This window comes from Burkholderia alba (assembly GCF_034721475.1).
GTDB lineage: Bacteria > Pseudomonadota > Gammaproteobacteria > Burkholderiales > Burkholderiaceae > Burkholderia > Burkholderia alba.
In genome coordinates this window covers 58,760-85,478 of sequence record NZ_JAWJWL010000014.1, presented here as the reverse complement: position 1 = coordinate 85,478, position 26,719 = coordinate 58,760, and the positions used below count along the sequence as shown (strand labels likewise).

Genomic DNA, 26,719 nt, shown 5'->3' with positions numbered 1-26,719 from the left:
CGGCGGGGCGCAGCGTTCATCCAGCTGCACGGGCCAAGGAGCTTTAAATGGATATTTTCGTCCAGCAGATCCTCAACGGGCTGGTGCTCGGCAGTGTCTACGCCATCATCGCGTTGGGCTATACGATGGTGTACGGCATTCTCGGCATCATCAACTTCGCGCACGGCGACGTGCTGATGATCGGCGCGATGGTTGCGCTGTCCGCGATCACGGTGCTGCAGAACCATTTCCCCGAGCTTGGCAACGTCGCGACGCTGACGATCGGCCTGGGTATCGCCGCCGTCGTCTGCGCGTGCGTCGGCTTCACGATCGAACGGGTCGCGTACCGGCCGCTGCGTCGCGCGCCGCGCCTCGCGCCGCTGATCACCGCGATCGGCGTGTCGATCCTGCTGCAGACGGCCGCGATGATGATCTGGTCGCGCAACCCGCTGCCGTTTCCGCAACTGCTGCCGACCAATCCGATCAACGTGATTCATGCGACCGACACGACACCGGGCGCGGTGATCTCGGTGACCGAAATCGTGATCATCGCGGTGGCGTTCCTCGTGATGGCCGGGCTGCTGCTGCTGGTCCACAAGACGAAGCTCGGCCGGGCGATGCGCGCGATCGCGGAGAACCCGAACACGGCGAGCCTGATGGGCGTGAATCCGAACTTCGTGATCTCGGCGACCTTCATGATCGGCTCCGCGCTGGCCGCGCTGGCCGGTGTGATGATCGCGTCCGAATACGGCAACGTGCACTTCTACATGGGCTTCATCCCCGGCATGAAGGCGTTCACGGCCGCGGTGCTCGGCGGGATCGGCAACCTCGGCGGCGCGATGGTGGGCGGCGTGCTGCTCGGCCTGATCGAGCAGCTCGGCGCGGGCTACATCGGCAATCTGACGGGGGGCGTGTTCGGCAGCAACTACCAGGACGTGTTCGCGTTCATCGTGCTGATCATCGTGCTGGTATTCCGCCCGTCGGGCCTGCTGGGCGAACGCGTTGCCGATCGTGCGTAAGGAGAACAACATGACATCCATTCAACCGATCGAAACGTCGACGTCGCTCGTGGAAGAACGCAAAGGCGCGAAGACCTATGCCGTCGGCATTCTGGTCGCCGCATTCGTGGTCGCCGCGCCGCTCCTGATCGGGGCGGCGGGCGGCAATTACTGGGTGCGCGTGCTCGATTTCGCGATGCTGTACGTGATGCTCGCGTTGGGGCTCAACGTGGTGGTGGGTTTCGCCGGCCTGCTCGACCTGGGCTACATCGCGTTCTACGCGGTGGGCGCCTATACGGCCGCGCTGCTCAGCTCGCCCCACCTGACGAACAATTTCGAGTGGATCGCGCAGCTGGTGCCGGGCGGCCTGCACGTGCCGTTTCTGGTGATCGTGCCGATCGCGATGGCCGTGGCCGCGCTGTTCGGCATCCTGCTCGGCGCGCCGACGCTGCGTTTGCGCGGCGACTACCTCGCGATCGTGACACTGGGTTTCGGCGAGATCGTGCGGATCTTCATGAACAACCTGGACCGGCCGGTGAACATCACGAACGGGCCGCAGGGGGTGACGGGGATCGATCCCGTGTCGATCGCCGGCTTCAACCTGGCGCAGACGCATACGATCTTCGGCTTCACGCTGCCGTCGGTCTACATGTACTACTACCTGTTCGTGATCGCCGCGCTGTGCGTGATCTGGGTGTGTACGCGCCTGCAGCACTCGCGCATCGGCCGTGCGTGGGCCGCGATCCGCGAAGACGAGGTGGCCGCCAAGGCGATGGGCATCAACACCCGCAACGTGAAGCTGCTCGCGTTCGCGATGGGCGCGTCGTTCGGCGGCCTGTCGGGTGCGATGTTCGGCGCGTTCCAGGGCTTCGTGTCGCCCGAATCGTTCACGTTCTGGGAATCGATCGTCGTGCTCGCCTGCGTGGTGCTGGGCGGCATGGGGCACATCCCCGGCGTGATTCTCGGCGCGGTGCTGCTCGCGGTGTTCCCTGAATTCCTGCGCTCGACGATGAGTCCGCTGCAGCACGCGCTGTTCGGCCACGACATCATCGATACGGAAGTGATCCGTCAGGGCCTGTACGGCCTCGCGATGGTGCTCATCATGCTGTATCGCTCGGAAGGCATCTGGCCGGCGCCGAAGCATGAGGACAGGATCGCGAAACTGGCGAAGCGCGGCAAGAAGCCGGCGCGCGCGTAACGAACGGCATGCGGGAGAGCAATGCAATGAGCGAACAAATTCGACTGTCCGTCAAGGGCGTGAACAAGCGCTTCGGCGGGCTGCAGGCGCTGTCCGACGTCGGTCTCGAGATCAAGGAAGGGCAGATCTACGGGTTGATCGGCCCGAACGGCGCAGGCAAGACCACGTTCTTCAACGTGATCACGGGGCTCTATACGCCCGATTCCGGTGAATTCAAGCTCGACGGCGAGCATTACACCCCCACGGCGGTGCATCAGGTCGCGAAGGCCGGGATTGCGCGGACCTTCCAGAACATCCGGCTCTTCGGCGGCATGACCGCGCTCGAGAACGTGATGGTGGGCCGCCATGTGCGCACCAAGCACGGCCTGATCGGCGCGGTGTTCCAGACGCCGGCCGAACGCAAGGAAGAGCGCGAAATCAAGGAGCGCGCGATCGAGCTGCTCGATTATGTCGGCGTGCTGCAATACGCGGACTACACGGCCCGCAACCTGTCCTACGGCCATCAGCGCCGGCTCGAGATCGCCCGCGCGCTCGCGACCGATCCGAAGCTGCTCGCGCTCGACGAACCGGCGGCGGGGATGAACGCGACCGAGAAGGTCGAGCTGACGCGTCTGCTCGACAAGATCCGTTCCGACGGCCGCACGATCCTGCTGATCGAGCACGACGTGAAGCTCGTGATGGGTCTGTGCAACCGGATGACGGTGCTCGATTACGGCAAGGTGATCGCCGAGGGTCTGCCGCAGGACGTGCAGAAGGATCCGAAGGTGATTGAGGCATATCTCGGCGCAGGGGTGCACTGATGGCAGCGGCAATGTTGAAAATCAAGGGCCTGCAGGTCAACTACGGCGGCATCCAGGCCGTCAAGGGCGTTGATCTGGAAGTCCGCCAGGGCGAGCTGGTCACGCTGATCGGCGCGAACGGCGCCGGCAAGACCACGACGATGAAGGCGATCACGGGTCTCAAGCCGTATTCGGCGGGCGACATCGAGTACGACGGCCAGTCGATCAAGGGCGTGCCGACTCACGAACTGCTCAAGCGTGGCCTCGCGATGGTGCCGGAAGGCCGCGGGATCTTCGCGCGGATGTCGATCATCGAGAACATGCAGATGGGCGCGTATCTGCGCAACGACACGGACGGGATCAAGAAGGACGTCGATCGGATGTTCGGCTTCTTCCCGCGCCTGAAGGAGCGGGCGACGCAGCTGGCCGGCACGCTGTCGGGCGGCGAGCAGCAGATGCTCGCGATGGCGCGCGCGATCCTGAGCAAGCCGAAGCTGCTGCTGCTCGACGAACCGTCGATGGGGTTGTCGCCGATCATGGTCGAGAAGATCTTCGAAGTCGTGCGCGAGATCTCCAAGGAAGGGCTCACGGTGCTGCTCGTCGAGCAGAATGCGCGTCTTGCGCTGCAGGCCGCCGATCGCGGTTACGTGATGGACTCCGGCACGGTGACGATGTCGGGGGACGCGAAGCAGATGCTGAACGATCCGAAGGTGCGCGCCGCGTATCTGGGCGAGTGACCCTGGCGGTCCGGGTGCGCCGACCGTGGTCGGGCGGTGCTCCGGATGCCGGGCGGGTCGTTCTGCCGAAGCCGCCACGTGCTCGCGCCGTGGCGGTTTTTTCATGGCGGCGCGACAGGCTCGCGAGAGCGCCCGCACATTGTGCGTCGTGCCGCGTTGCGCTGCCTATAATTCAGACGCCGGCGCTGCGCCGGTCATTCCGCTTCCCGTTCGTCGCGGCCGCCGCGCCGCGGCTCATCGTCGATGTCGCGCCCTGGAGCCCCGCATCATGACTCACGCCCCCCAGTTCATCCTCGTCATGCGGCACGCCGAGAAACCTCAGGATGCCGGCGACCCGAACCTGTCTCCCGCCGGCTATGCGCGTGCCGCATCCGTCGCGGCCTATGTGCCGGACACGTTCGGCCAACCCGATTTCATCTTCGCGGCCGCGACGTCGAAAGACAGCGCCCGGCCGGTCGAAACGGTGACGCCGTTGTCGCAGCACGTGGGCGTCGCGCTTGACGCATCGATCGACGACAAGGACTACGGCAAGCTCGCGACCGATCTGCTGGGCAAGCAAAAGTATGCGGGCAAGCGGATCGTGGTTTGCTGGCATCACGGCCATATCCCGCAGTTGCTTGCCGCGCTGGGCGCCGAGTCCGGCACCTATCCGGACCCGTGGAATCCGCAGGTCTTCAATCTGATCGTGCGGCTGGACTACGCGGCGGGCGCCGCGCCGGCCGTCAGCCAGATCGTCGAACCGTTCTAGGCGAAGCGCGTACCCGGCCGTCATCGCGCGGACACGGGGCGCGTCGATCCTGCCGGAGTGGCGCGACGGCGATCGCGTCATGGGCGGTACCGTCGCCGCATCGTGCGCGGCGCACCCCTCTTACCCGAAGGAGCGAATCAGCGATGAGTCTTGATTACGGCTTCGCGAAAGCGAAGGTGAAGCAGATCGTGGGCCTCAGATCGGTGGGGCGCGGCAGCGAAATCCAGTATCACGTCCATCTCACGCTTGCGCTGCCCACGGGCGACTGGGACGTCGCGATCAACGTCGGCACCAACGACGCGGACGATCTGCTCACGTACAAGCTCGTCTACGATTTCCAGCATCCGGTGACGCAGACGCTCGCCCAGGCGGCGGAAGGCTATACCGACCTGACGAATCGCGATGCGCTGCCCGCGCTCGACTTCATGCGCAGCGACATCCTGAACGGGACGGGCGCGTGGCGGCCGAGCGACGTGATGGACGGCAGCGAGCAGCCGGAGCCGATTCCGTCGGTCATGCGGCTCGTCACCGCCGCGCAGCAGCAGGGCCTCGACCTGTACGTGTTCGGCCGCCGCTACGCGGAGGGCAATGGCATTCACGACACGCACATGAACCAGGGGTCGACGGGCGTGCATTTCCAGCACCGTGCCGGCGACGACGGCAACGACCATAACGACGTCTGGCAGGACGGTGCGCTGCTGGTCGACCTGGGCGGCGCGCAATGGGCCGCTTACTTCGCCGCGTTCGAGCAGCAGGCGGTGCCGACCGACTCGCTCGGCAATCCGCTGCCGGGGGCGGGGCCGATCGCGCGTTGACGCGGACCGGCCCGCTGCCCGGGCGGGATCAGCCCGCCCGCAGGGGCTTGCCGAACGAGATCCGTTCCTCGAAGCGGTAGCCGAGCGTCTCGTAGAAACGACAGGCATCGTCGTTGCCCGGCAGTACCTGCAGGTTGACCTTCAGGCAGCCGCGCGCGGCGAGCGCCGCTTCCGCATGGGCGATCAGCGCGCGGCCGATGCCGAGCCGCCGCGCGCCGTGCCCGACGCCGAGCGAATACAGCCAGCCGCGATGACCGTCGTAGCCGGCCATCAGCGTGCCCGCGATCCGCCCGCCGCAGGTCGCGACGAAGAACAGCTCGGGCTGGGTCGCGAGCTTCAGCTCGATCGAGCGTCGCGGATCGCGATGGGGCTGCGCGTCCGCCGCCGAATAGTGAGGGAACGCCTCGCGCCACACCGCCAGCACGGCATCGGTGTCGGCGGGTTCGAACGGACGGATCGCGACGTCGTCGCCGTGGAGGGCAGCCATGGGCGGGGCTTCCGATCAGAGCGAATCGAGGATCGAGCGCAGCATCGCCATCATCTGGTCGATCTCGTCGTTGCTGACGTTGAGCGCCGGCATGAAGCGCAGCAGGTTCGGGCGAGCGGCGTTCAGCAGCAGGCCGTCGGGCTGCATGTCGCGCGCCTTCTCGACGATCTGCGCGCCGATGTCCTTGCCGAGCAGCAGCGCGCGCAGCAGGCCTTCGCCGCGTTCGCCCTCGAAACCGCGCTCCTCCGACAGCTCGAGCAGCCGGCGTTTCAGGTACTCGCCGCGCGCGCGCACGCCTTCGAGGAAGCCCGGCGCGACGAGTTGCGAGATCACCGCGTAGCCTGCCGCCGTCATGAGCGGATTGCCGTTGTAGGTGCCGCCCTGATCGCCCGCCTCGAACACCGCGACATCCGCCTTCGACAGCAGCGCGGCAAGCGGCACGCCGCTGCCGATGCCCTTGCCGAGCGTCATGATGTCCGGCTCGATGCCGGACAGCTCGTACGCGAACAGGGTACCCGCGCGGCCGCAGCCGCTTTGCACTTCGTCGACGATCAGCAGCAGGTTGTGCTGTTTCGTGAGGGCGCGCAGCTGCTGCATGAATTCGCGCGTGGCGGGAATCACGCCGCCTTCGCCCTGGATCGGTTCGAGCATCACGGCGACGGTCTTGTCGGTGATCAGCTTCTCGACCGAATGGATGTTGTTCAGCTCGGCCTTCGGAAAGCCCGGCACCTGCGGTGCGTAGATCGTGTCCCAGCCGGGCTTGCCGCTCGCGGACATCGTCGCGAGCGTCCGGCCGTGGAAGCTGTGGTCGAACGTGATGATTTCGTACGCACCGTTGCGGAACTTGCGGCCCCATTTGCGCGCGAGCTTGATCGCGCCTTCGTTCGCCTCGGCGCCGCTGTTCGTGAAGAACACCTTGTCGAACACGCTGTGCTGCGTGAGCAAGCCGGCCAGCTTCGCCATCGGCTCGTTGTAGAACGCGGGCGACGGGTTCAGCAGCCTGCCGGCCTGGGCTCTGAGCGCTTCGACGACGCCGTCGTCGCAGTGACCGAGGCTGTTGACCGCCCAGCCCTGGATGAAATCCAGATAGCGCTTGCCGGTGTGATCGTAGAGCCAGGAGCCCTTGCCGTGCGTGAACACGAGGTCGGGGCGGTTCGTGATGTACATCAGCGAGTCGATCGGATAGTCGTTCAGGGGCATGGCGGCAAACTCCAGCAGACGGTCAGGGAACAGGACAATAAAAAAGCCACGGGAGGCCGTGGCTTGGTGGTTCGAACCGCTTGTGCGTAACCGGTGAGACGGGGTTACGCGCGAGTCCGTGACGAGCCGGCGGCATCCGGAAGGAGCGGCGAGCGGCGACGTCGGAGGACGGACAGGAAGCGGTTCATGTGCGCAAGCATACGGCATCACGCCGCTTCAAGTAAACCGCCGTGACGCAACAAATTGATGTCACGGCGGGGCGCCCGGGCCGGCGCGTTCAGACCGGATGGGCGAGATCGGCCGCGCTCGTGAACGAGTCCGCGTAGAACTCGTCGGCGGGCAGCGCGTGGTGCGCGGTGAAGTCGCGCTGCGCCGACTCGACCATCACGGGCGCGCCGCAGGCGTAGACCTGGTAGCCGGACAGATCCGGCAGATCCTCGACCACCGCGCGGTGCACGAAGCCCGTGCGGCCGGTCCAGTCGTCGCCGTCGTCGGGTTCGGACAGCACCGGCACGAAGCGGAAGTTCGGCACGTCCCGCGACCATTGTTCCGCCAGTTCGAGCAGATACAGATCCTTCTTGCGGCGCGCGCCCCAATAGAGCGTCATCGGCCGGCCGAGCTGCTGGTGCTTCGCATGCTCGATGATTGCCTTGATCGGCGCGAAACCGGTGCCCGATGCGAGCAGTACGATCGGCTTGTCGGAATCCTCGCGCAGGAAGAATGTGCCGAGCGGGCCCTCGAAGCGCAGGATGTCGCGCTCCTTCATCGCGCCGAACACGTGGTCGGTGAATTTGCCGCCCGGCATGTGGCGGATGTGCAGCTCGACCGGGCCGTCCTCGTGCGGCGCGTTGGCCATCGAGTAGCTGCGGCGCGAGCCGTCCTTCAGGATGAACTCGATGTACTGGCCGGCGAGGTACTGCAGGCGCTCGTTGGCGGGCAACTGCAGCTTCAGCACGACCACGTCGTCGGCCTTGCGCTCGAGCGCGTTCACGCGGCACGGCAGCTTCTTGACCTGGACGCCGTCGACCCCGGCGATTTCGCGCACGTCGATTTCCAGGTCGCATTGCGGCTTCGAGCAGCACAGCAGCGCGAAGCCGCGCGTGCGCTCGTCGTTCGACAGCGCCGAGGCCGCATGCGGCCCCTGCTCGATCCGGCCCTGCACGATCGTGCCCTTGCACGAACCGCATGCGCCGTTCTTGCAGCCGTACGGCAGGTGTACGTTCTGGCGCAGCGCCGCCGTCAGTACGGTTTCGTCGGCTTCGACCTGGAACTGCCGGCCGCTTTGCTTGAGGGTTACGTTGAATGCCATAAAGTCGTTGAGAACAAAATGTGGGGACCGTGCCAATCGCGCACGGCGGCTACAATGCATCCGCTACAAATTACGCATACACCATGATTGCGACACGAATCTTGCGCCGGTCGCGCGTGCTGATCGTCGGCTGCGGCGATGTCGGCATGCGCTGCGTCGAGCAGCTGCGCGCTCGGCGCAAAAACCTGAGGATCGTCGCCCTGACGAGCCAGCCGGCCCGGCGAGCCGAATTGCGGGCGGCGGGGGCGACCCCGATCGTCGGCGATCTCGACCGGCGGGGGACGCTCGAGCGCCTCGCGGGGCTCGCGCGCGTCGTGCTGCATCTCGCGCCGCCGCAGGCCTCGGGCACCGAGGACCGGCGGACGCGGGCGCTGATCGCCGCCCTGTCGGCGCCGGCGCGGGGGCGCTCGCCGCAGTCCGCGACGGCCGTCGGCCGTCTGCGCGCGGCGCGGGCCGCGGCCGCTGCGGCCGGGTCGCCGTTTCGGGCAGCGCGTATTGTACCCGAGGGCTTTCGGCCGCCGACGCTGGTCTATGCCAGTACGAGCGGGGTGTACGGCGACTGCGGCGGAGCGCGGGTTGACGAAACCCGACCGGTACGCCCGACCAATCCGCGCGCGCGGCGGCGGGTGTCGGCGGAACGCCAGTTGCGCGCCGCGACCGCGCGCGGCACGCTGTCGGCGCGCATCGTGCGGATTCCGGGCATTTATGCGGGCAACCGCCTGCCGCTTGCACGGCTCGGCAAGGGCACGCCGGCGCTCGATGCGGCCGACGACGTGTACACCAACCACATCCACGCCGACGATCTCGCATCGATCCTGTGGCGAGCCGTGTCGCGCGGCAAGCCGGCCCGCGTCGTCCACGCGTCCGACGACACCGAGCTTAAGATGGGGGATTACTTCGAGCAGGTTGCGCGCGCGTTCGGCATGCCGCCGCCGCCGCGCATCACGCGCGCCGAGGCCGAGCAGCGGCTCGAACCGGCGCTGCTGTCGTTCATGCGGGAGTCGCGGCGGCTCGTGAACGCGCGGATGAAGCGCGAGCTGCGCATCGCGCTGCGCTACCCGACCGTCGACGATTTCCTGCGCAGCATCGGCCGTGCATGATCAGGTGATCGCGGGCAGCGCTTCGATCAGCAGGAAGCACAGCAGCGCGCCGATCATCGCCCCGATCAGGCTCGGATGATATTTGTGCTTCAGATGCATGGCGGTCAGCAGCGCGCCGATCACGATTGCGCCAAGCGCGGCGAACGCCAGCATCACGGACGACAGTTCAATCGGACTATTGATGATCATGATGTCTCCCCAACAACTCTTGTGATTTTGATTTGAGTATAGCGGGGGATTTCGACTCTGCCATGCTGCGGCGCAAGACGCGCCGCGCGGCCTCCGGCGAGGCTTCCGGGCTTTCCCTTAGAGGGTTTTCGCCGTGTCGCGCAAGGCGGCGAGATCCGTATCGGCGAGCCAGCACCACGTCCCTTCCGCGAGCGCCCCGGGCAGCCTGAATCCGCCGATGCGTTCGCGGTGCAGGGCGTCGACCCGGTTGCTCGCGGCGGCCACCATGCGTTTCACCTGGTGGTACTTGCCTTCGAGCACGGTCATTTCGAGGAGTCGTTCTTCTCGGGCGTGCGCGGCGATCGCGGCGATCGGTTTCGGCTCGCCGTGCAGCAGGACGCCGGCGCGCAGCGCGGCGAGCTGGGCGTCGTCGAGCGGATGGCGCACGGTTGCGAGATAGGTTTTCGGAACCTTTCGCTTCGGCGACGTGTACGCGTGGACGAACTGGCCGTCGTCGGATAGCAGCAGGAGGCCGGTGGTGTCCTGGTCGAGCCGCCCGACGCACTGGACGCCGCGTGCGGCGAACTGCGGCGGCAGCAGGCTGAAGACGCTCGGGTGATGCTGCGGATCGCGCGAGCACTCGTAGCCGGCCGGCTTGTTCAGCGCGAGATACGCGTGTTCGCGATACGGCCACGCGACGCCGTCGACGTGGAACACGAGGCCTGCCGTATCGAACGGCGCGTCGGCGTCGGTGCATGCGTCGCCGTCGACGGCGACGCGCGCCGCTTCGATCAGCGCGCGGCACTGGCGGCGCGAGCCGAAGCCTTGTTTGAAGAGAATGCTTTCGAGATCCATGGCGCGCGCATTGTACCAAGCGCGCGCGGGCCGGCCGGCCCGGCGGGACGGCCGAGCACGGCGGCGGGCGGGCTGGTAAGCTGCCGAACCGGACGCGCGCGGTTTGGCCGCGCGCGGATTTTCAACTGATGCAGGCCATTCGATGACTTCCCCCCTGATTTCCCTGGCAACGCACGGCGCGGCCGCCGCGCTGGCATTCACGCTGTCGACCGCCGCGTTCGCGCATGCGAAACCCGAAAAAACCGAGCCGGCCGCGAACGCCGTCGTCGCCACTGCGCCGAAGGCCGTGTCGATCGATTTCACCGAGACGCTCGAGCCCGCGTTCAGTTCGATCGTCGTCGTCGATGCGGGCGGCAAGCCGGCCGCGAGCGGCAAGGCTGTGATCGGAACCGCCGATCGCAAGCATATGTCCGTCGCGCTGAATCCGCTCGAGGCGGGGACGTATACGGTCAAGTGGGTGGCGGTCGCCACCGACGGCCACCGCACGCAGGGCAGCTACACGTTCAGCGTGAAGTAGGTCTTCCGGCGGGCCCCGGGCGGCCGGCCTTCGGGGCCGCCCGGGATCATTCGTCGCGCGAAGGGCCGGCGCCGCTCGCGGTTCTCGACAAGGAAGAGCATGAATCCCATCACCCTGGATGCGCTCGCCGATTTTCCCCGGCTGCTCGAAGCGCACTATGACGCTGTTCCCGCCGGCTTCAAGCACTGGAAGCCGGTCTCGTGGGCGGGCATGCCGAGCGAGCCGCTGTCCGCGATCGAGCAGGTGTGCCACGTGCGCGATATCGAGGTGGACGGGTATCACGTGCGATTCGCCCGGACGCTGAACGAGACGCATCCGAGCCTCGCGTCGCTCGACACTGAGGCGCTTGCCGTCGAACGGCGCTACGGCGATGCCGACGCGGATGCCGTGTTCGCGTCGTTTCGCGCGGCGCGGCGCACCACGCTCGACCTGCTCGCGAATCTCGCGCCCGCGCAGTTCGAGCGGACCGCCGTATTCGACGGTTACGGCGTGCTGACGCTGCGCGGCCTCGTCCACTATCTGTGCAGTCACGACCAGCAGCATCTGGCCGGTTTGCAGTGGCTGCTCGGCAAGATCGATGCGGCCGGACGGGCCGCCTGACGGACGGATTTCAACCGTATTGCTGACATCCGCGATCGAATGCCGGGGTTTGCCGCGAGTTTGTTCGCCGCATTGGTTTGTATGCGAATTCTGGATAATCTATCCAGTCGACAAGGGCTGACCGGCGCGTGAAAGCATGCCTACACTACGGACTCCTTTCAACGCGATGGAGTGAACGATGGCAGCGCATACCCTCAAAGACAAGGTTGTCCTGATCGCCGGCGGTGCGAAGAATCTAGGCGGACTGATCGCGCGCGATCTCGCGAGCCACGGCGCGAAGGCGGTGGCGGTCCATTACAACAGTGCGTCGAGCAAGGCGCAGGCCGACGAGACGGTCGCGGCGATCGACGCGGCGGGCGCCGGCGCCGCCGCATTCCAGGCGGACCTGACGACCGCGGCCGCGGTCGAGCAGCTGTTCGACGACGCGAAGCGCCGCTTCGGCCGGATCGACATTGCGGTCAATACGGTCGGCAAGGTCCTCAAGAAGCCGTTTACGGAGATCACCGAGGCGGAGTACGACGAGATGTTCGCGGTCAACAGCAAGACGGCGTTCTTCTTCATCAAGGAAGCCGGCCGTCATCTGGAAGACAACGGCAAGCTGGTGACGCTCGTCACGTCGCTGCTCGGCGCGTTCACGCCGTTCTACGCGGCCTATGCGGGCGGCAAGGCGCCCGTCGAGCATTTCACGCGGGCGGCGGCGAAGGAGTACGGCGCACGCGGCATCTCGGTGACGGCGGTGGGTCCGGGCCCGATGGATACGCCGTTCTTCTATCCGGCGGAAGGCGCGGATGCGGTCGCGTATCACAAGACGGCCGCCGCGCTGTCGCCGAGCAGCAAGACCGGGCTCACCGACATCGAGGACGTCGTGCCGTTCATCCGCCATCTCGTGACGGACGGCTGGTGGATCACCGGCCAGACGATCCTCATCAATGGCGGCTACACGACCAAGTAAGCGACCGGCGCGGCGGCGCCGCGCGACGCGGTTTGTCGCCGGCGGCGCGACGTTTCTTTCCGGGGGCGTGCGATTGCCTGTCCGGCCGTGCTCGGCCGTGTTTTGCCCATTCACGGCGCGACGCCGCAAGGAGGCCGGTGTCATGGACAAGCTTGAACAGCTCAGAGTGTTCTTGCAGGTGGCGGAGATGGGCAGCTTCATCAAGGCCGCGCATGCGTTGAGCCTGCCGCGCGCGACCGTGTCGGCCGCCGTGCAGCAGCTCGAGGCGGGCGTGGGCGCGCGGCTGTTGCATCGCACGACGCGGCAGGTCCAGCTGACCGCGGACGGCGCGCTGCTGGTGGAGCGCGGCCGGCGGCTGCTCGCGGAGGCGGACGAGCTGGACCGGCTGTTCCGCGGCAGCGAGCGCGACGTCGTGGGGCGCCTGAACGTCGACGTGCCGAGCCGGATCGCCCGCCGCCTGATCGCGCCGGCGCTGCCGGGGCTGTTCCGCCGCTATCCGAAACTGCAACTGTCGCTCGGCTCGACCGACCGCTCGATCGATCTGGTGCAGGAGGGCGTCGATTGCGCGATCCGCGTCGGGCGGCTGACCGACAGCAGTCTTGTGGTGCGGCCGATCGGCCGGATCGCGATGATCAATTGCGCGAGTCCCGGCTACCTGCGCGAGCATGGCGTGCCCGCGCGGCCGGAGGATTTGCTGCAGCAGCGCCACTGGTCGGTGGGGTACGCGTCGCCGACGACGGGGCGCGAAACGCCGTGGGAGTATGTCGCCGACGGCGAGGCGGTCGAACTCGCACTGCCGAGCCGGGTGGTCGTCAACAACGCGGAAACGTATATCGCGTCGGCGCTGGCGGGGCTCGGACTGATTCAGATTCCGCGTTTCGACGTCCAGCATCTGCTCGACGGCGGCGCGCTGGTGGAGGTGCTGCCGATGCATCGCGCGGAATCGATGGAGGTCTCGGCGCTGTATCCGCATCGCCGGCACCGGTCGCGCCGGCTCAATGCGTTCATCGACTGGTTCGACGAACAGGTGAGGGGCGCGGTGGAGCGGGATGCGTAGGGGATGGTTGTTGCGTCGATGAGGCCGGGCGCCTGCTTCCGATGACCGGCGATCGCGCGGCTTGCTCAACGGCCGGGTTGCCGCGCAGGGCGGGGTGGGGAGGCTGTCGTGGTCGAGCCACCGCACGTCGTGCGATGGCCGGATGCGCGCGACGGGGCGTTGCACCAGGATCGTCGTCGAGACTAGGTTTTTCCATATCCGGTCAACAGTGCTGACTTACTTGAATGGATTCATGCTGTTGGTTTTCTTGTCCCATGCGGCCTTGATGGTCGTGTCAGGCGGACTAACCATGATGATGCTCGCGGTTCCGTTAGGGCGTTGGTTCACGGTCGCGCTGGCCCCACCGTCCTGGTAGCTCGCGATCAATCCCAGGCCGATTTGCACGAGCGGCGAACTTACGCCCGTGTTGCCGATGCGCGCGCCGATGTCGTAACCCTCCTTGATCTCACTCAGGCTTGGCGCAGAGGGGCCAATCTGCGCCAGCGCTTGATTCAATGGGATCACGGAGAGCGGGTCGCCCGTCGTATCGTAGAACACGCGTTTCGGCTCCTGATCGTCTGCCAGCGTGGCCATCGCCTGTTCCCAGCCGGCCTTCATCGCTATTACCTGAGCGGTTGTTTTAAGGGCTTGGCCGTGGTCGTCGGTGAGCTTCACGTCCACTGGACGATGCAGATAACCCAGCAGGGGCGCGTCGTCGAACTGCTTCAGTTGCCAGGTGGTCCACCGCACGGGGATGTACGGTGTGGGCGTGAATTCGCCGGGCCCTTTGTTGCCGATGGTTTTCCAGAACTCGGGCAATTGCGCTTGCCACCAGCTCGACGACATCACGCCGAGCGGCGACGGGTACTTCACGCCAGCAGCTTTTTCTTGTTTCCGAAACTGTACGTTGAAACTCTCTGAGCCACGATCATCGTTTTTGTCCCAGAAGAAATTCCATAACTTGATAATGTCGTAGTCAGTGCTGTTTTTGTTGATGTGATTGGTTTGCTCGACAACGTAGGGACGAATCAGCTTATCGACTCGATCCGAGCGGGAAACCAGAATTGCACCGATGCTGTCCGGCAGTGCCGGGATAATGTGCCCGGCCTGAGGCGCACCGCCGCTACCGGGAGCTTCTACTAGCGAACGCATCATTGAACCGTCGCGACTGAACACCAGTGCCGCCGGCACGTCCGGATGCGTGTCGAAAAACGTGAATAGTTTTTCGATCATGCCCGCACCATCGCTCGTATTGGCGTCCTCCTGCCAGAGCAACAACGTTACGCCCAAGCTGGCCTGTTGTCTCGCCCCTGCGATACTCATTGCTGCCCGGAAGGCACTTCCTTTATCTTTCGGGGGCCCCCACACAATAACCGGTATCGGCCAGTATTCGACAGCGTGGCGGGCAGCAAGATTGAAGCTCGTACCGGTGACCACACCCAAATTACCGAGTCTATCTCCATCGCTTTCTGGATAATCATCAGGATTCCGTGACATATACGTCGCATGATTGTCTTTTTTTGCTTCGATTTTTTGCCAAATTTCCTGATTGGTTTCCCATCCTGTAACGACGCCCATGCCCCGCACCTCCAAGACATATTTCTGTCCCGTTTGCGACAGCATCGCGGGCGAGCCGTTGAAGCCTTGCACGGCCATCGGAGCACTCTCTTGCTGGCTCGTAGTTGAATCAGGCGTAGCGGGGGCTGACGTTGACGTCCGATGCAGCCACGCCACGCTCAGGCCATACGCCAATACAACGAGCGCAGCTACCGTCAGTACTCCGTTTCTAATACTACTACCCATATGCGGCATCTCCTGACCTGTCGTTTCCCAATAATTGTAATGTCTCGCGATCACGAGGATGGCCCAGACAATCGAGACTCCCAAGAACACGACTATATACGGCCAAATACGGGGTTTTGCGATCATCTTGATATCCCTTGGAAGACTTCTCCGATCGTCTTGTTCCCGTACATCATTTGTGCTTTCTGCGCTTCTTGCTTGTAGTAGTCGTCTATAGCCTGTTGTTGAGCGGCCGCTGCCTTCGCCGTCAACTCGCTCGTGACCAGCGGTGGGAGCGTAGCGGACACGTATTTTTCAGGAAACACGCCGCTCATATAGTAGTCGCTGCAGGCTTGAATGAAATCCTGGGTGTCCGAGGTTAATCGATGGTAATTCGCATTCTTCGTTATCTTGGTTAGTGTTTCGGGCGTTATCTTCCAATCCGCCATCAAAATCAACAGATCTCGCCAGATTGGATCGTCAAGCGTCACGGCTTGACCGATCGCGACGTCCATCGCCGTGACCCAGCGGTGGTTCTTGGCACTATGCAGGACGCCAGAATGGTAATTGTTCGCCTCATAGGCATCGCGGTCGGTTTTCATTCGCTCGCGGGCCTCGTTCGGCGTCTCTTCGCGCTCGACCCCATAGGACACCTTGGGGCCGAGTGGCCCCAAGATTGGGACGGTCGCTTGCTTAAGCCGCCAATTCTGCGATTGATCGTCCACCGCCTTGTTGGCATTGAATTCCGCTTTGAGCCGTGGCAGGTCGCCAGGCGCGTCCATCGCAAAGCCTTCTACGGTCTTCCAGTTCAACTTCGCGTACTGATTTCCTAGCGCGACATTCTTCGTCACATCGTCTGGGGCCATCTTGCCAGCGACGTCGGCATGACCAGGCCGGGGGCCGCCTCGCACGATTTCTCCACCGTACAGATCAGGCTCGCAGGGCGGCTTGAGTGCTTCGCCGTTAATGAACCGAATGTCGTTGCGTTTGAACGACGACTGAAGCGCCGCGTTCTTGCCCATCTCAATTGCGGTACCGGACATCGAACCATCGGTATCGGGGCCAGGCGTCAATCGCTCAAACTGCTCGCGCACCGGCACGCGAGCAGGAGCCAAACCGACCTTGACCTTCTCGAATTTCCCGCTTCCGCTCTGCTCCCGCTCCATGCGCGTCCACATTCGCTGTAAAAATCGCTGCCCCGATTTCTGCTGTCCCAGCACGGTCATCGCGGGCATGGTCTTTTTACCGGGGCTGACCTTGAGTACGGCACCGTCAGCCGGCACTTCGTCAGGGACGCCGAACGTGCCGATCCCGTGGATGTCCGCCAGGCCTACAACAGTATCTTCAGGACAGAAATACAGGTACACCTTGCCGCGATTGTCACGCTCGTCGAACGTGATCCAGTGCTTGCCGCTCTCGTCCAAACGCTTGCCTTGCGTCTTCGTCCAACCGGCGCCAGCTCGGCCGCCGTGCTTCTCGTGACTGGTCAGCATCTCGGCCAGGTCAGGAATCGTGTACGGCTCTTGCGTCACGACATTGACGATATCGACCAAGGTTTTGAGTTTGGCGTGGCCGGTCTGATTACACTTATTAGTCGCGTAGAGACTATACGGCGTATCGACCATGATGATGCAGTCCACGCAGCGCTGCCCCTGCTGCTTCAGGATGGCTTGAGCCAGCAGCGTAATAATCGTGCCTTGGCTATGCCCCATGATCGTGATCGTTTCGTTCGCGGGATTCATCCCGTGGGCCTCGGCGACCGCTTTGGGTTTGATCGTCCGGATCGTCATGATCAAATTCGCCAGACGAGTAGCGGCCAACACGAAGTAGCGGCGATCGGGGGCATCAGCGGCATAGACCGTGTTGCCCCCGAGGGCATTCTTGGTCACGAACTGTGTCTTCCCGTCTGCCTTGAATCCTTCGCCATACATATCGGGGATGTTGTTCGTCGCATTCGCAAAGAAGCCACCGGCCTTCCCGAAGTGCGCATCAAGCCGATTGCCCTTGACGTCCTGATACTGGCCACGCGTCATTAGGTTGCCGTTGGTGTCGGCGGTCCGACTCGTCACGCCCCCCGGATTGTCCAGTTTCGCGATGTCCTTATTATCGGCACGCAAACCCCAATAGAAGGGGATGAATAGGCTCTTGGTCACATCGGCGATCTCGGTGCGCTGATATAGATAGGAGTCAGGGTCATTCAGTAATCGAGCGTCATTGATCTGGACATCGGCTTTGGGTTTCTTCGCCGCTGCACGATATGCATTACCGTAGCTACCTCCCTTCAAATCGGTTCGCGATAGCCGATCATTGAGTCCCTGACACAAGCCCTGTTCGACAACGGAATACACTGCGCCTGGATCGTTCACCCCGTGAATGAAGATCACGATGCCCGGTAAATCTGCCGGAAGGGCAATGTTTCTCGCGTCGGGGCGGTTCGACATGGTGACGCCCGCGCCTTGGGCGGCCACGTGGTAATCGCTGTTGGTTTCAGCCATACGTTTCTCCCCAGCCGCCTCAGAGCGACGGCTTCAAAATATCGATCTTGGCGATGCGCATCACCTCGTCCTTCACGAGGTTTGTGAGCCCGCTCGCATCGGTGTGGCCTTCCAGGATACGGCCATCATTAAGCGCAATGCGGTACTTCTGATTGGCGGCCAGCGCTGGCGCGTCGGACGTATGGTCCGGGAAGTGTAGACGAAACTGCTGGTCGGTCGGCTGGTTGTTGAAGGGCGTCTTCGATGCCTGCTGCGTCGATGGGCCGCCCCATTGATGCGAAGCGGACAACAGCTTGATATCACCGTTGGTGCCAATCGTGACGCCGTTGCCGATCTCGATGTAGCTGCCGTCGTCGGCTACGAAGCGGATCGTGCGCGCGGTGACGGTCGCGGTTCCCTCGTTGCTCGTTAGAGTGATGTCTTTCTGCGCATTCGCCGTCAGGCTGTCGGCCTGGGCCTGCAACAGCATCGGCCCTTCGCCCGCCACCGCCTGCAAGCCTTCGCCGCGTGTGAACAGGTGCATGCCTTGTCCGGCAGAGGCATTCAGGCGCTGGCCGCTCGTCAGTTGCACGTGCTGCTGCGCCACTTGATCGATGTTCTCGCCTGCATAAGTGATGTGGGTTTTGGGCGTCACGTTGACCGTGCCGGCCTCCGCCCCAATCGCCACGATGCCAGACTGCCCGGCAGATAGGCTGGATGTGCCGGAGTCAGCAGGCGTGCTGGGGTCCCAGTTCTTCAACGTCGCGGCGATCTGAGCTTGAGGTTGTGTGTCGCCCGCCTGCCCGCCATGTTGTCCGGCGTAATCGCCCAATGCCTTGAACAGTTCGGTGCATTCGCCGAGCAGCTTTTCCAGTTCATCGCGGTCGAGCTGGTGGCCTGCTGCCTGATTCCGCGCGTAGGTGGTCAACAGTATGCCTTTGGCCGCCCGGATCGCGGCGGCGGCATCAGTGCGCAGCTCCGTGCCTTCACCCCGTGCTTCGCCGTGACCATCGGTACGCGGGTGTGTCAGGGACCCTAGATTGAGCTGGCTATGGGCATGTTCGCTGGCGATCTGGCTGCTGATTTCGCCCGAAGTATCGTCGAAGCGAACTTGGTTGTATCTCTGCCCCTTTATCTCTTTTGTCTTGATACCAGACAGATAACGATTGCCGGGGAGGGCGCCTGTATGGCTGAACGTCGCGGGCGAGTTCGGGCCGCTCGCGAGTACCCCGATGATGACGAGCTTGTCGGGGTCTCCCCCGATACAGCCCAGGAGAACTTCCATCCCAATGCGCACGGGAATGTTCGCGCCAAAGCCCGCCCCGGCGAGCGCGCACGCGACCCGGACCGGGGCGCTGTCGCCGTCGTTGCCGTTGGTGCCGGCCCCTTGCGCATGCGCGTGGTCGGCAGGATCGAGCCCCTGTATCTGGACCCGCACGCGCCCGAGTTCGTCGCAGAACACTTCCTCGCCGTCCGGGCCGACGACCAGCGCGGTCAGTAGATGCGCCGGCGGCAGATCGACCGCAGGATCATAGGCGGGCGTGAGCGGCACGCCCCGGCGCACGCAGGAAAACGTGTTCTGGTAGCGCGTGTCGGGTGACAGTGTCGCGCTCGAGGGTGTGGGCGCATCGAACAACGGTGCGCTGGCCTCAAAAAGCGCCAGCACCTGGTCTTCCAGTTCCTTGGGCAGGTTGTTATCGGCGCGGTGGTGAATCGACGTGGCGACGAACCGGCGTTCGTCGGAACCCAGCGTAGCGACGACGGGGTGGTCTTCGACCTCGAACCAATGCCCCACGGCAAGCTCGCGCGCCGCTGATGCCGTCAATCCGCTCGGCTTGCAGTTGATGGGCGAGCATGCGGTCCTTGGCGATCCGTTCGTAGTCGTCCCACGAGTTATACGCGTGCGGTACATCGACGAGAGCGTCCTTCAGCAGCCGGGCAATATCGTTGCCTGTTGATGTCCGTGCAGAACTGACCCAACGGGGATGCGGACAAAATCTTGGACTACTTTGGAGGTAGTCCATGTATTCATACGAAGACCGCGTTCGGGCGGTCGAGCTATACCTGAAACTCGGGAAGCGCATCAAGGCGACAATTCGCCAGTTGGGTTACCCGACGAAGAATTCTCTTAAGGCGTGGTGTGAAGAATTCGAGAAGAGTGGCAATCTGCAGAAAGAGTGTGTTCGCGTAAAGCCGAAGTACTCAGAAGAACAGAAGAACTTGGCACTCGAGCATTACGTCAATCACGGGCGCTGCTTCAGCTTCACCCTCAGGACATTAGGCTATCCCTGCCGCCAGGTACTGACGGCGTAGGTTCGCGAGCGCTAACCTGAAAGCAGGAAATACGTGGTTGGCAAGCGAGGTCGGCCGGCCGCTTCATTGGCCTCCAGGCAAGCCGCGGTATACGAACTCTGTACACGACAAGGAAGTGCACAGGCGGTGGCACAAAAGCTGGACGTCGACAGGGTGTCGCTGTACAACTGGACGAACCAGTTACTCGGCCGAGAGGCCCCTGCATCCATGAAGCGCGACAAGGGATCACCCGCAGAGACGGAACGGGACGAACTAGAGCGGCAGGTCAGCCGATACTTCCGCGAACGCGCGATTGCGATCGGGTCCAATTCTTGAGTGTCAATAGATGAACGGGCGTCCCGGTGAGCGATAGCCGGGCCTCAATCTCAGGCGTGCCCAGCCCAGTGGTCTGCCTGAGCCATTGGAAAAAACAGTGCCGGCGAATTCCGATCGGGATGCTCAGGCTCTTGCAGCAGCGCGGAAAATATCCGAAATGAGATCCGCTCGAAGCGGATCTCATTTCCCGACTAGCTGCAGCCCTTCAGGGCCGCTCGTCTCATCGAGGTCTCCACGCTATGTGGGGTTGTTCCAGCATCCATTGATTTCTTTGAAATCTTGGAAGCTCGCACGAATATTGCCGCTGCGGCTGCATTTGCGTCAGCTGCGGCACCGCCAGCCGCTGTCTTCCCCTTGCTTGCCGCGTTGGCCGCCTGAGCAATGATGCCACGTGTGGAGATGCTCGAATTCATAATTTGGTTGATCGCACCAGGAACCTCCGCGATCCCCATCACGACTGAAAAAGCATCTGTCACCACGTTAAAAATATCCATTACTTCAGCATCCGTATTGACGAACGGATCTCTATAAGCCGGGCTTGTTACTTGATAGCCCTTTGCGGGGCAATCGTCGTATATTGCGGTACCGGATCCCCAATTTGCAGCCGACATCGTGCACTGAGAGAGCAGTTTCCCGCCCACAATCCAATCGCCGTTGCTGGATTTCTTTACTATTTTGTATGGATCACTTTGAGCAATCGCGGCGCCGGATAATGAAAAAATGATGGCGGTGCACGCAAGGTATTTGATTTTGTTCGAAGAAATATATGGTTTGGAATTTGACTTCTCGTTCATTTTGCGCCTCATTACGATGTGAAATATTAAAATGATGAAATTCAGTCAGAATTATTATTCACAGTCCCGTTCAGCATTTTTTGTCGAGGCTTTGAACGTACTTTTGAAGATCCCGTCCGCCGGTCATGTCATTACCATCGAATCGCTTGATCACCGTCGGCCTGATTCCTTCAGCAGTGGACCACGGAACGGCGACTTCATATCCTCCGTCGACTAACGGAATACGCAGGACCGCGGCATCTACCCCCCATTTTCTCAGGACATTTTTATCTCCAAGCTGATCCATCAATGGCTTGTTGACGTCCAATCCCAACGCCTTTTTGATATCAGCGGGATTTTTTGCATCCACATTAATTGTGATCTCCTTGACCTTGCCAGGAATTTTTGCTTGCGTTACTGCTCCTGCGACTTTCTCTGCTTTCTTGGGATCCGTCTCCCACATAGAGTCTGGTGCGCCAGCATATGCCGCCGCCACATCCTGGCTCTCGCCCAAATACCAAGCTTTCCATTCCGGACTGTCGTTTCCTCCTGTCGGCGTTTTTTTTATGCCGCCCAATACGGAATCGACATTCCCGTAGGTTACGCCGTGGTATCCGCTATATCCATCTTTCAAATCTTTTTGGGATGTGATTACATCATTTGGATTGGCCGAAGATGCGACTGGGTAAGTCAGGCCGGCAACTGCTACCGCACCGACAACGAGAAAATAGAAATTCAATGCCATACCAACCAAATCCGATCTGATTTTTAGATACATGGCATACTCCAATATAAATTAAATATCTCAGTTCTTGGCGAAGAGAATTTTAATATCATCATCGTGTAATATAAATATCAAAATCCTCACCCAGCATAAGTGTGATCGCACTCCATTCCGATGATGTGGAGATTAAATATTTGTCGAACTCCCGTCATGATCGACACGGGTCGTGATCGACTCAGAGATATCAATTCTCAACTGTGCAAGACAATCAAAACGTGGGGTGCTTTCCATCCAACGACGCAGCAATGAAGCTCATCTGTCAGGCACTGCGCAATATCGCTGCTGACTGGGCGCGCTCAGCCAAAGATAGGAAGGTGGCCATGAACTAATGAGTCGGCCATGCAAAATTACGCGCTCGCCGTTGGTCGACAGAATCCGGAACTGCACGGGTTTGCAGACCAACGCGTACGGCGTCGTGAAGTCCGTGTCGATCTCGACTCGACCGCGTCTGGGTTAAGGGCAACAATCATATGAACCACGGCCGCGACGACGACGAGCAAAGCACGAAGGCAGACGGGCTTGATGCCCAGGCGGGCGATCGCGCGCAGCAGCCTGCGCAGGTTGAAACCCGCCGCGCACGGACACCTGCTGTCGAAGAACGAAATAACTGCGAATATGAACGAATAAACTGCGAATGAGCGGAAGTCGTATAGCGTCACGCAGACTCTCACGTGCTGAACAGGGGAGGCGGTCTTACCGGTTTTCTTGCTCGTTGCCGCTCGCGTGGCAGGCTTCGAGGACGTGGTGACAGGTTCGATGCCGGTGGCACCCAGCCGACTGCGGCTGCAGGCCAGCGAGCGAGTTGCGAAATCGGGATTTCACGTGCGATTAACGTCGTCAGTTCCTCCAGCGGTGCTCGGTTTGCCGGCGCGAGACGCAGGTAATCGCCAAGCAGTCCGAGGACGCATTGCCGGTGCCGCAGATAGTCGGGCGCGGCAAGCGACAGGGCGCCATTTACACCGTCATCAATGCGGAAAGTCTGGCAGGCCCAGCGCTGGCGACGTTCGGCGAGATTCCATCGGCCAAGCTGGTGCCGGGCGATATCGGCTGCGGCGGGTGACATCATGATCTGGACAAGCCTGCGTAAAATCTTTGCGAGCTGGCCGACGTCGGTTTCTCCCCAGGGCGGGTGATGAGATGGCGAGTCGATGACGAGTGTTGATGGCCGCATCCCCGGTGGGTTAAGACTCGGTGGAAATCAACAAATCGACATCGTCATCTGGGACCGGCGGCTCCTGTTTGAGCGGAGCGGCCACTTCAATGGCCAATTGAGCCCGAAAGCGAGCGGCTGAAGTTGGCCGAATCCGGAAATCGAAGCTGGTCGGCGGACACCGTGACGCACGGCGGCCTCGAATTTCCGTACACGACCCTCTCCGGACCTTGAACCCGGCCTCAGCTCTACGGCTGCTTCGATGTGTTTAACGGCCATCCACACATCCGAGCCGGCTGGCAAATCGTTGGCGCCTTTGCGCACGGTAAGCTCATCAGGAAACTTGCCATATCGACAGCGACGAACCCAGAGAAGGCCTGATGACCCGCGTGCTACTCACGCTTGACCAACCGGAGGCGTGGCCCGCTCCACTGATGTCTCTCCTGGGCGGTCTCCACGAATTGTTTCTAAACTGGCAGATTGCCCCGTGGAAGGTGAGCCCGCAGGACTATGACCGAGCGATCCTTGCCGTAGGCGATGCGCTCAGGCCGTATTCGATCACCGGCTGGCACTGCACCCGCATCACAGATGTCGAGATCACGCAGATCGTCCGATCTGGCATGCAACTGCCCGACGGTACGATGCTGCGCCGTCGCATCGATGCGCTGGTCGCGTCAGGCCAGTTGCCGAGCGACATTGGTGACCCTCGCAGCGGCCAATCAGGCTGACGAGAGCAACCGCGCTGGTCGGCTGTGGTTCTGCTTTTTCCCGCCGCATCGGGCAGGCGAACATGGCATTGGGCGCTTTTTCCGCCATTGGGGTGGTGAGGTGTTGATTTCCACAGAGTCTTAACCCACCCGGATCGATGCCGGCAGCGAGCTTTTCACGGGCTTCGTCGCGCTTCTTCCGTGCGGTCGCCAATGTAACTTCAGGGTAGACGCCGAGCGAGTAACGCTTTTCCTTGCCCCCAAACCGGTATTTGAGCCGCCACCACTTGCCCTCGCTCGGGGCGATTTCTAGATAGAGGTCGCCTCCGTCGAACAGGCGCACGGGCTTGTCGGCAGGCTTGGCGTTCCGGATGGCTGTATCGGTTAGTGGCACGGGGGCAATTCCTGGAGGGTAAGGCAATTTCTAGTCGGTTGCCCCCTATATTGCCCCGGCTGTCTACGCACCACATGGGACTTTACCGGAACGAAAAAACCCGCGAAGCTTTGTGCTGTCGCGGGTTTCGGGATTTCCGGGAGCTTCCCGGAACTATGTATTGGTGCCCAGGGCCGGAATCGAACCGGCACGCCTTGCGGCGGGGGATTTTGAGTCCCCTGCGTCTACCAATTTCACCACCTGGGCTTGCTCTGCGTCGCGCATGCGGTTGTGCGCGGCGAAAACGCGGATTATCGCTGAAAACGCCCATGCGGGCAAGCCTGCCCCGCGAACCGGCTACTGGCTCAGATAGACGAACGCGCCATTTTTCACGATGCCCATCACGCTGGCCCGCTGGTCGAGTCCGACGTGGTCCGACGGACTGGCGTTCACGACGCCGTTCGGCACGACCAGCTCGTGCGCCCGCTCGAGTTCACGGCGCAGCGCGACGCGGAAGGCCGGCGTGCCCGGCTGCGCGGTCTTCAGCGCCCGGGCCGCGGCATCCGCGAGGCGCGGGTAGACGCCCGCCGCGTCGCCCGCGAACTGCGTGACGGAGCCGGCGCCGTATTTCGCCTCGTATGCGGCAACGAACGCGAGCGCTGCCTGCCGCGCCGGATGATCGGCCGGCAGCGTGCGCGCGACCACGACCGGCTGGGTCGGAAACAGCGTGCCCTCGACATCCTTGCCGCCCAGTTTGAGGAATTCCGGGGTCGCGATCCCGTGCGTCTGGTAGATCGGCCCCTTGTAGCCGCGTTCGATCAGCGTGCGCTGCGGCAGCACGGTCGGCGTGCCGGCGCCCGCGATCAGCACCGCGTCCGGCTTCGCCGCGATCAGCTTGAGCGCCTGGCCCGTTACGCTCGCATCCGTGCGGTTGAAGCGCTCGGTCGCGACGATCCGGATCTTGCGCAGGTCGGCGAAACGGCTGAATTCGTTGAGCCAGCTGTCGCCGTAGCTATCGGCGAAGCCGATGAACCCGACCGTCTTCACACCGTGATTCGCCATGTAGCGGGTCATCACATCGGCCATCGCGCGGTCGCTCTGCGCCATCTTGAACGCCCACACCCGCTTGCCTTCCTGCGGCTCGACGATCGAGCCGGAGCCGATCAGCGTCACCATCGGCGTCTGCGCATCGGCGTCTGCGCATCGGCGACGGGGTCGAGCGCGGCCAGCGCGGCGGGTGTGATGTTCGGCCCGACGATCACGTCGACCTTGTCCTCGCTCAGCAGCTTGCGGATGTTGCGCACCGCGGCGCCCGGGTCGGAACCGTCGTCGAGCAGGATCACCTGCAGGTTCTGCCCGGCCAGCGTCTTCGGCCACATCAGGATCGCGTTCTTGCTCGAGAGGCCGATCGCGGCGGCGGGGCCGGTCGTCGACAGGTCGATGCCGACCTTCAGATCGGCCGACGCGCTCGCACAGGCGAGCGCGAGCGCCGTACCCGCGGCGGCGCGGCGCAGCAACAGGGAAAGCGTCATGCGGCAGTCTCCACGCCGGTTCGCCGGCGCATCACAGTTCGTAGGTATCGGCCTCGCCCTTGAGCGCCTGTTCGATCAGCTTGCGGTTCAACGTCGGCGACAGCAGCTCGACGAGCGTATACACATAACTGCGCAGATACGCGCCCTGCTTGAGCGCGACCCGCGTCACGTTGCTGCCGAACAGATGGCCGACCGGGATGGCGCGCAGCGTGCGGTCGCGCTCCGGGTTGAACGCGATGTCGGCCATGATCCCGACGCCGAGCCCCAGTTCGACATAGGTCTTGATCACGTCGGCGTCGATCGCTTCCAGCACGATGTCGGGCGACAGTCCGCGCAGCGCGAACGCCTGGTTGATCTTCTTGCGGCCCGCGAACGCGTCGTCGTAGGTGATCAGCGGATACTGGGCGAGATCGTCGAGCGACGGCGACTTGCGCTCCAGCAGCGGGTGATCGGCCGGCACGACGGCCGCGTGGTGCCACTGGAAGCAGGGCAGCGACACCAGTTCCTTGTAGTTGGCGATCGCTTCGGTCGCGATCGCGAGGTCGGCCTGGTCGTGTATCACCATCTCCGCGACCTGGGTCGGGCTGCCCTGCAGGATCGACAGATGGACCTTCGGGAAGCGCTTCTTGAATTCGGCGATCGCGGCCGGCAGCGAATAGCGGGCCTGCGTGTGGGTCGCGGCGATCGTCAGGTTGCCCTGGTCTTGCGCCGCGTAATCTTTCCCGACCCTTTTAAGGCTTTCCACTTCCAGCAGGATCCGCTCGACCGAGGCCAAGATGATCCGGCCCGGCTCGGTCAACGAGCGCACCCGCTTGCCGTGCCGCGTGAAGATTTCCACGCCCAGCTCGTCTTCTAGCTCGATGATCGCCTTCGACACCCCCGGTTGCGATGTGTAGAGCGCCTTCGCCGCCTCGGTGAGGTTGAAATTCTGACGGACGGCCTCGCGCACAAAGCGAAATTGGTGCAGGTTCATTTATAACCCTTCCGCATATAGACAGAATTTTTTAGTCGTTTGAAATATATAGGGAGTTTATTACG

The 26,719-nt window shown here is 62.9% G+C and carries 23 protein-coding genes, 1 tRNA gene and 4 pseudogenes; 13 read left to right on the top strand and 15 right to left on the bottom strand.

Features of this window, described 5'->3' with window-relative positions; all coding sequences use genetic code 11:
• Window positions 1-47 precede the first annotated feature (47 nt).
• From RZR99_RS17455 to RZR99_RS17430, 6 genes are all read left to right on the top strand, one after another.
• Window positions 48-998, top strand: a complete 951-nt coding sequence (locus tag RZR99_RS17455) for a branched-chain amino acid ABC transporter permease (protein ID WP_323121014.1) — start codon at window positions 48-50, stop codon at window positions 996-998.
• A 10-nt stretch (window positions 999-1,008) separates the two neighbouring features.
• On the top strand, window positions 1,009-2,175 hold the full coding sequence (locus RZR99_RS17450; protein ID WP_323121013.1) for an ABC transporter permease subunit: 1,167 nt from the start codon (window positions 1,009-1,011) through the stop codon (window positions 2,173-2,175).
• Between the two features lie 26 nt (window positions 2,176-2,201).
• The gene (locus RZR99_RS17445; protein ID WP_323121012.1) at window positions 2,202-2,975 is read left to right on the top strand and encodes an ABC transporter ATP-binding protein; all 774 of its coding nucleotides are present in this window, start codon (window positions 2,202-2,204) and stop codon (window positions 2,973-2,975) included.
• Window positions 2,975-3,691: an ABC transporter ATP-binding protein gene (locus RZR99_RS17440; protein ID WP_323121011.1), complete on the top strand. Its 717-nt coding sequence runs from the start codon at window positions 2,975-2,977 to the stop codon at window positions 3,689-3,691. The genes RZR99_RS17445 and RZR99_RS17440 overlap by 1 nt, the downstream gene beginning before the upstream one ends.
• Window positions 3,692-3,959: 268 nt before the next feature.
• Window positions 3,960-4,439 carry a histidine phosphatase family protein gene (locus RZR99_RS17435; RefSeq protein WP_323121010.1) on the top strand — a complete coding sequence of 160 codons (480 nt, stop codon included), beginning with the start codon at window positions 3,960-3,962 and terminating at the stop codon, window positions 4,437-4,439.
• A gap of 143 nt (window positions 4,440-4,582) precedes the next feature.
• The gene (locus RZR99_RS17430) at window positions 4,583-5,254 is read left to right on the top strand and encodes a DUF2278 family protein (protein ID WP_323121009.1); all 672 of its coding nucleotides are present in this window, start codon (window positions 4,583-4,585) and stop codon (window positions 5,252-5,254) included.
• A 28-nt stretch (window positions 5,255-5,282) separates the two neighbouring features.
• On the opposite strand, the gene RZR99_RS17425 is transcribed toward RZR99_RS17430, so the two are convergent.
• From RZR99_RS17425 to RZR99_RS17415, 3 genes are all read right to left on the bottom strand, one after another.
• Complete coding sequence (locus tag RZR99_RS17425) at window positions 5,283-5,741, bottom strand: GNAT family acetyltransferase (RefSeq protein WP_323121008.1); 459 nt, start codon at window positions 5,739-5,741, stop codon at window positions 5,283-5,285.
• A 15-nt stretch (window positions 5,742-5,756) separates the two neighbouring features.
• A complete protein-coding gene (locus RZR99_RS17420) occupies window positions 5,757-6,941 on the bottom strand; it encodes an acetylornithine transaminase (RefSeq protein ID WP_323121007.1) in 1,185 nt (394 codons plus the stop codon).
• A gap of 277 nt (window positions 6,942-7,218) precedes the next feature.
• Window positions 7,219-8,250: a CDP-6-deoxy-delta-3,4-glucoseen reductase gene (locus tag RZR99_RS17415; protein WP_323121006.1), complete on the bottom strand. Its 1,032-nt coding sequence runs from the start codon at window positions 8,248-8,250 to the stop codon at window positions 7,219-7,221.
• 29 nt (window positions 8,251-8,279) lie between these two features.
• Between RZR99_RS17415 and RZR99_RS17410 the strand changes: the two genes are divergently transcribed.
• Complete coding sequence (locus RZR99_RS17410) at window positions 8,280-9,350, top strand: NAD-dependent epimerase/dehydratase family protein (RefSeq protein WP_323121005.1); 1,071 nt, start codon at window positions 8,280-8,282, stop codon at window positions 9,348-9,350.
• On the opposite strand, the gene RZR99_RS17405 is transcribed toward RZR99_RS17410, so the two are convergent.
• The gene (locus RZR99_RS17405) at window positions 9,351-9,539 is read right to left on the bottom strand and encodes a hypothetical protein (RefSeq protein WP_252984418.1); all 189 of its coding nucleotides are present in this window, start codon (window positions 9,537-9,539) and stop codon (window positions 9,351-9,353) included.
• A gap of 117 nt (window positions 9,540-9,656) precedes the next feature.
• Window positions 9,657-10,373, bottom strand: a complete 717-nt coding sequence (locus RZR99_RS17400; protein WP_323121004.1) for a pseudouridine synthase — start codon at window positions 10,371-10,373, stop codon at window positions 9,657-9,659.
• Window positions 10,374-10,515: 142 nt separating this feature from the next.
• Between RZR99_RS17400 and copC the strand changes: the two genes are divergently transcribed.
• The 4 genes from copC (at window position 10,516) to RZR99_RS17380 (ending at window position 13,499) form a co-directional block, all read left to right on the top strand.
• The gene (gene copC / locus RZR99_RS17395) at window positions 10,516-10,890 is read left to right on the top strand and encodes a copper homeostasis periplasmic binding protein CopC (protein WP_323121003.1); all 375 of its coding nucleotides are present in this window, start codon (window positions 10,516-10,518) and stop codon (window positions 10,888-10,890) included.
• Between the two features lie 99 nt (window positions 10,891-10,989).
• Entirely contained in the window at window positions 10,990-11,490 is a 501-nt protein-coding gene (locus tag RZR99_RS17390) for a DinB family protein (protein WP_323121002.1), read from the top strand.
• 178 nt (window positions 11,491-11,668) lie between these two features.
• Entirely contained in the window at window positions 11,669-12,442 is a 774-nt protein-coding gene (locus tag RZR99_RS17385; RefSeq protein WP_323121001.1) for an SDR family oxidoreductase, read from the top strand.
• Window positions 12,443-12,584: 142 nt separating this feature from the next.
• A complete protein-coding gene (locus RZR99_RS17380) occupies window positions 12,585-13,499 on the top strand; it encodes a LysR family transcriptional regulator (protein WP_323121000.1) in 915 nt (304 codons plus the stop codon).
• A gap of 216 nt (window positions 13,500-13,715) precedes the next feature.
• On the opposite strand, the gene RZR99_RS17375 is transcribed toward RZR99_RS17380, so the two are convergent.
• The 3 genes and pseudogenes from RZR99_RS17375 to RZR99_RS17365 all read right to left on the bottom strand — a co-directional run.
• Window positions 13,716-15,407 carry a type VI lipase adapter Tla3 domain-containing protein gene (locus RZR99_RS17375; RefSeq protein WP_323120999.1) on the bottom strand — a complete coding sequence of 564 codons (1,692 nt, stop codon included), beginning with the start codon at window positions 15,405-15,407 and terminating at the stop codon, window positions 13,716-13,718.
• Window positions 15,404-17,755 (bottom strand): DUF3274 domain-containing protein, encoded by a 2,352-nt coding sequence (locus RZR99_RS17370; protein WP_323120998.1) that lies wholly within the window; start codon window positions 17,753-17,755, stop codon window positions 15,404-15,406. Before RZR99_RS17370 ends, RZR99_RS17375 begins: the two co-directional genes overlap by 4 nt.
• A 19-nt stretch (window positions 17,756-17,774) precedes the next feature.
• Window positions 17,775-19,686: pseudogene (locus RZR99_RS17365) on the bottom strand (DUF2345 domain-containing protein); the annotation flags it as partial.
• 70 nt (window positions 19,687-19,756) lie between these two features.
• Between RZR99_RS17365 and RZR99_RS17360 the strand changes: the two are divergent.
• Window positions 19,757-20,332 (top strand): annotated as a pseudogene (locus RZR99_RS17360) (IS3 family transposase); the annotation flags it as partial.
• A 221-nt stretch (window positions 20,333-20,553) separates the two neighbouring features.
• On the opposite strand, the gene RZR99_RS17355 reads toward RZR99_RS17360, so the two are convergent.
• Together RZR99_RS17355 and RZR99_RS17350 are read right to left on the bottom strand one after the other, a co-directional pair.
• Entirely contained in the window at window positions 20,554-21,156 is a 603-nt protein-coding gene (locus tag RZR99_RS17355) for a hypothetical protein (protein WP_323120997.1), read from the bottom strand.
• Window positions 21,157-21,226: 70 nt separating this feature from the next.
• Complete coding sequence (locus RZR99_RS17350) at window positions 21,227-21,913, bottom strand: hypothetical protein (protein WP_323120996.1); 687 nt, start codon at window positions 21,911-21,913, stop codon at window positions 21,227-21,229.
• Between the two features lie 476 nt (window positions 21,914-22,389).
• Between RZR99_RS17350 and RZR99_RS17340 the strand changes: the two genes are divergently transcribed.
• The gene (locus RZR99_RS17340) at window positions 22,390-22,557 is read left to right on the top strand and encodes a hypothetical protein (RefSeq protein ID WP_323120995.1); all 168 of its coding nucleotides are present in this window, start codon (window positions 22,390-22,392) and stop codon (window positions 22,555-22,557) included.
• A 29-nt stretch (window positions 22,558-22,586) separates the two neighbouring features.
• Here RZR99_RS17340 and RZR99_RS17335 read toward each other — a convergent pair whose 3' ends face one another.
• From RZR99_RS17335 to RZR99_RS17315, 5 genes and pseudogenes are all read right to left on the bottom strand, one after another.
• Window positions 22,587-22,985: a hypothetical protein gene (locus RZR99_RS17335; RefSeq protein ID WP_323120994.1), complete on the bottom strand. Its 399-nt coding sequence runs from the start codon at window positions 22,983-22,985 to the stop codon at window positions 22,587-22,589.
• A 939-nt stretch (window positions 22,986-23,924) separates the two neighbouring features.
• Window positions 23,925-24,170: pseudogene (locus tag RZR99_RS17330) on the bottom strand (Arm DNA-binding domain-containing protein); the annotation flags it as partial.
• Between the two features lie 161 nt (window positions 24,171-24,331).
• Window positions 24,332-24,416, bottom strand: a tRNA-Leu gene (locus tag RZR99_RS17325).
• Between the two features lie 90 nt (window positions 24,417-24,506).
• Window positions 24,507-25,681: pseudogene (locus tag RZR99_RS17320) on the bottom strand (ABC transporter substrate-binding protein).
• A gap of 31 nt (window positions 25,682-25,712) precedes the next feature.
• The gene (locus tag RZR99_RS17315) at window positions 25,713-26,654 is read right to left on the bottom strand and encodes a CysB family HTH-type transcriptional regulator (protein WP_323120993.1); all 942 of its coding nucleotides are present in this window, start codon (window positions 26,652-26,654) and stop codon (window positions 25,713-25,715) included.
• Between the last annotated feature and the right edge of the window lie 65 nt (window positions 26,655-26,719).

Excerpts from the sequence above, each read along its gene's own strand:
- RZR99_RS17445 (WP_323121012.1), top strand. The coding sequence starts at position 2,202 with ATGAGCGAACAAATTCGACTGTCCGTCAAGGGCGTGAACAAGCGCTTC.
- RZR99_RS17355 (WP_323120997.1), bottom strand. The coding sequence starts at position 21,156 with ATGAACGAGAAGTCAAATTCCAAACCATATATTTCTTCGAACAAAATC.
- RZR99_RS17425 (WP_323121008.1), bottom strand. The coding sequence starts at position 5,741 with ATGGCTGCCCTCCACGGCGACGACGTCGCGATCCGTCCGTTCGAACCC.
- RZR99_RS17370 (WP_323120998.1), bottom strand. The coding sequence starts at position 17,755 with ATGGCTGAAACCAACAGCGATTACCACGTGGCCGCCCAAGGCGCGGGC.
- RZR99_RS17435 (WP_323121010.1), top strand. The coding sequence starts at position 3,960 with ATGACTCACGCCCCCCAGTTCATCCTCGTCATGCGGCACGCCGAGAAA.
- RZR99_RS17430 (WP_323121009.1), top strand. The coding sequence starts at position 4,583 with ATGAGTCTTGATTACGGCTTCGCGAAAGCGAAGGTGAAGCAGATCGTG.
- copC (WP_323121003.1), top strand. The coding sequence starts at position 10,516 with ATGACTTCCCCCCTGATTTCCCTGGCAACGCACGGCGCGGCCGCCGCG.
- RZR99_RS17450 (WP_323121013.1), top strand. The coding sequence starts at position 1,009 with ATGACATCCATTCAACCGATCGAAACGTCGACGTCGCTCGTGGAAGAA.
- RZR99_RS17390 (WP_323121002.1), top strand. The coding sequence starts at position 10,990 with ATGAATCCCATCACCCTGGATGCGCTCGCCGATTTTCCCCGGCTGCTC.
- RZR99_RS17385 (WP_323121001.1), top strand. The coding sequence starts at position 11,669 with ATGGCAGCGCATACCCTCAAAGACAAGGTTGTCCTGATCGCCGGCGGT.
- RZR99_RS17415 (WP_323121006.1), bottom strand. The coding sequence starts at position 8,250 with ATGGCATTCAACGTAACCCTCAAGCAAAGCGGCCGGCAGTTCCAGGTC.
- RZR99_RS17455 (WP_323121014.1), top strand. The coding sequence starts at position 48 with ATGGATATTTTCGTCCAGCAGATCCTCAACGGGCTGGTGCTCGGCAGT.
- RZR99_RS17375 (WP_323120999.1), bottom strand. The coding sequence starts at position 15,407 with ATGATCGCAAAACCCCGTATTTGGCCGTATATAGTCGTGTTCTTGGGA.
- RZR99_RS17405 (WP_252984418.1), bottom strand. The coding sequence starts at position 9,539 with ATGATCATCAATAGTCCGATTGAACTGTCGTCCGTGATGCTGGCGTTC.
- RZR99_RS17350 (WP_323120996.1), bottom strand. The coding sequence starts at position 21,913 with ATGTATCTAAAAATCAGATCGGATTTGGTTGGTATGGCATTGAATTTC.
- RZR99_RS17340 (WP_323120995.1), top strand. The coding sequence starts at position 22,390 with ATGAACCACGGCCGCGACGACGACGAGCAAAGCACGAAGGCAGACGGG.
- RZR99_RS17315 (WP_323120993.1), bottom strand. The coding sequence starts at position 26,654 with ATGAACCTGCACCAATTTCGCTTTGTGCGCGAGGCCGTCCGTCAGAAT.
- RZR99_RS17400 (WP_323121004.1), bottom strand. The coding sequence starts at position 10,373 with ATGGATCTCGAAAGCATTCTCTTCAAACAAGGCTTCGGCTCGCGCCGC.
- RZR99_RS17420 (WP_323121007.1), bottom strand. The coding sequence starts at position 6,941 with ATGCCCCTGAACGACTATCCGATCGACTCGCTGATGTACATCACGAAC.
- RZR99_RS17335 (WP_323120994.1), bottom strand. The coding sequence starts at position 22,985 with ATGATGTCACCCGCCGCAGCCGATATCGCCCGGCACCAGCTTGGCCGA.
- RZR99_RS17440 (WP_323121011.1), top strand. The coding sequence starts at position 2,975 with ATGGCAGCGGCAATGTTGAAAATCAAGGGCCTGCAGGTCAACTACGGC.
- RZR99_RS17380 (WP_323121000.1), top strand. The coding sequence starts at position 12,585 with ATGGACAAGCTTGAACAGCTCAGAGTGTTCTTGCAGGTGGCGGAGATG.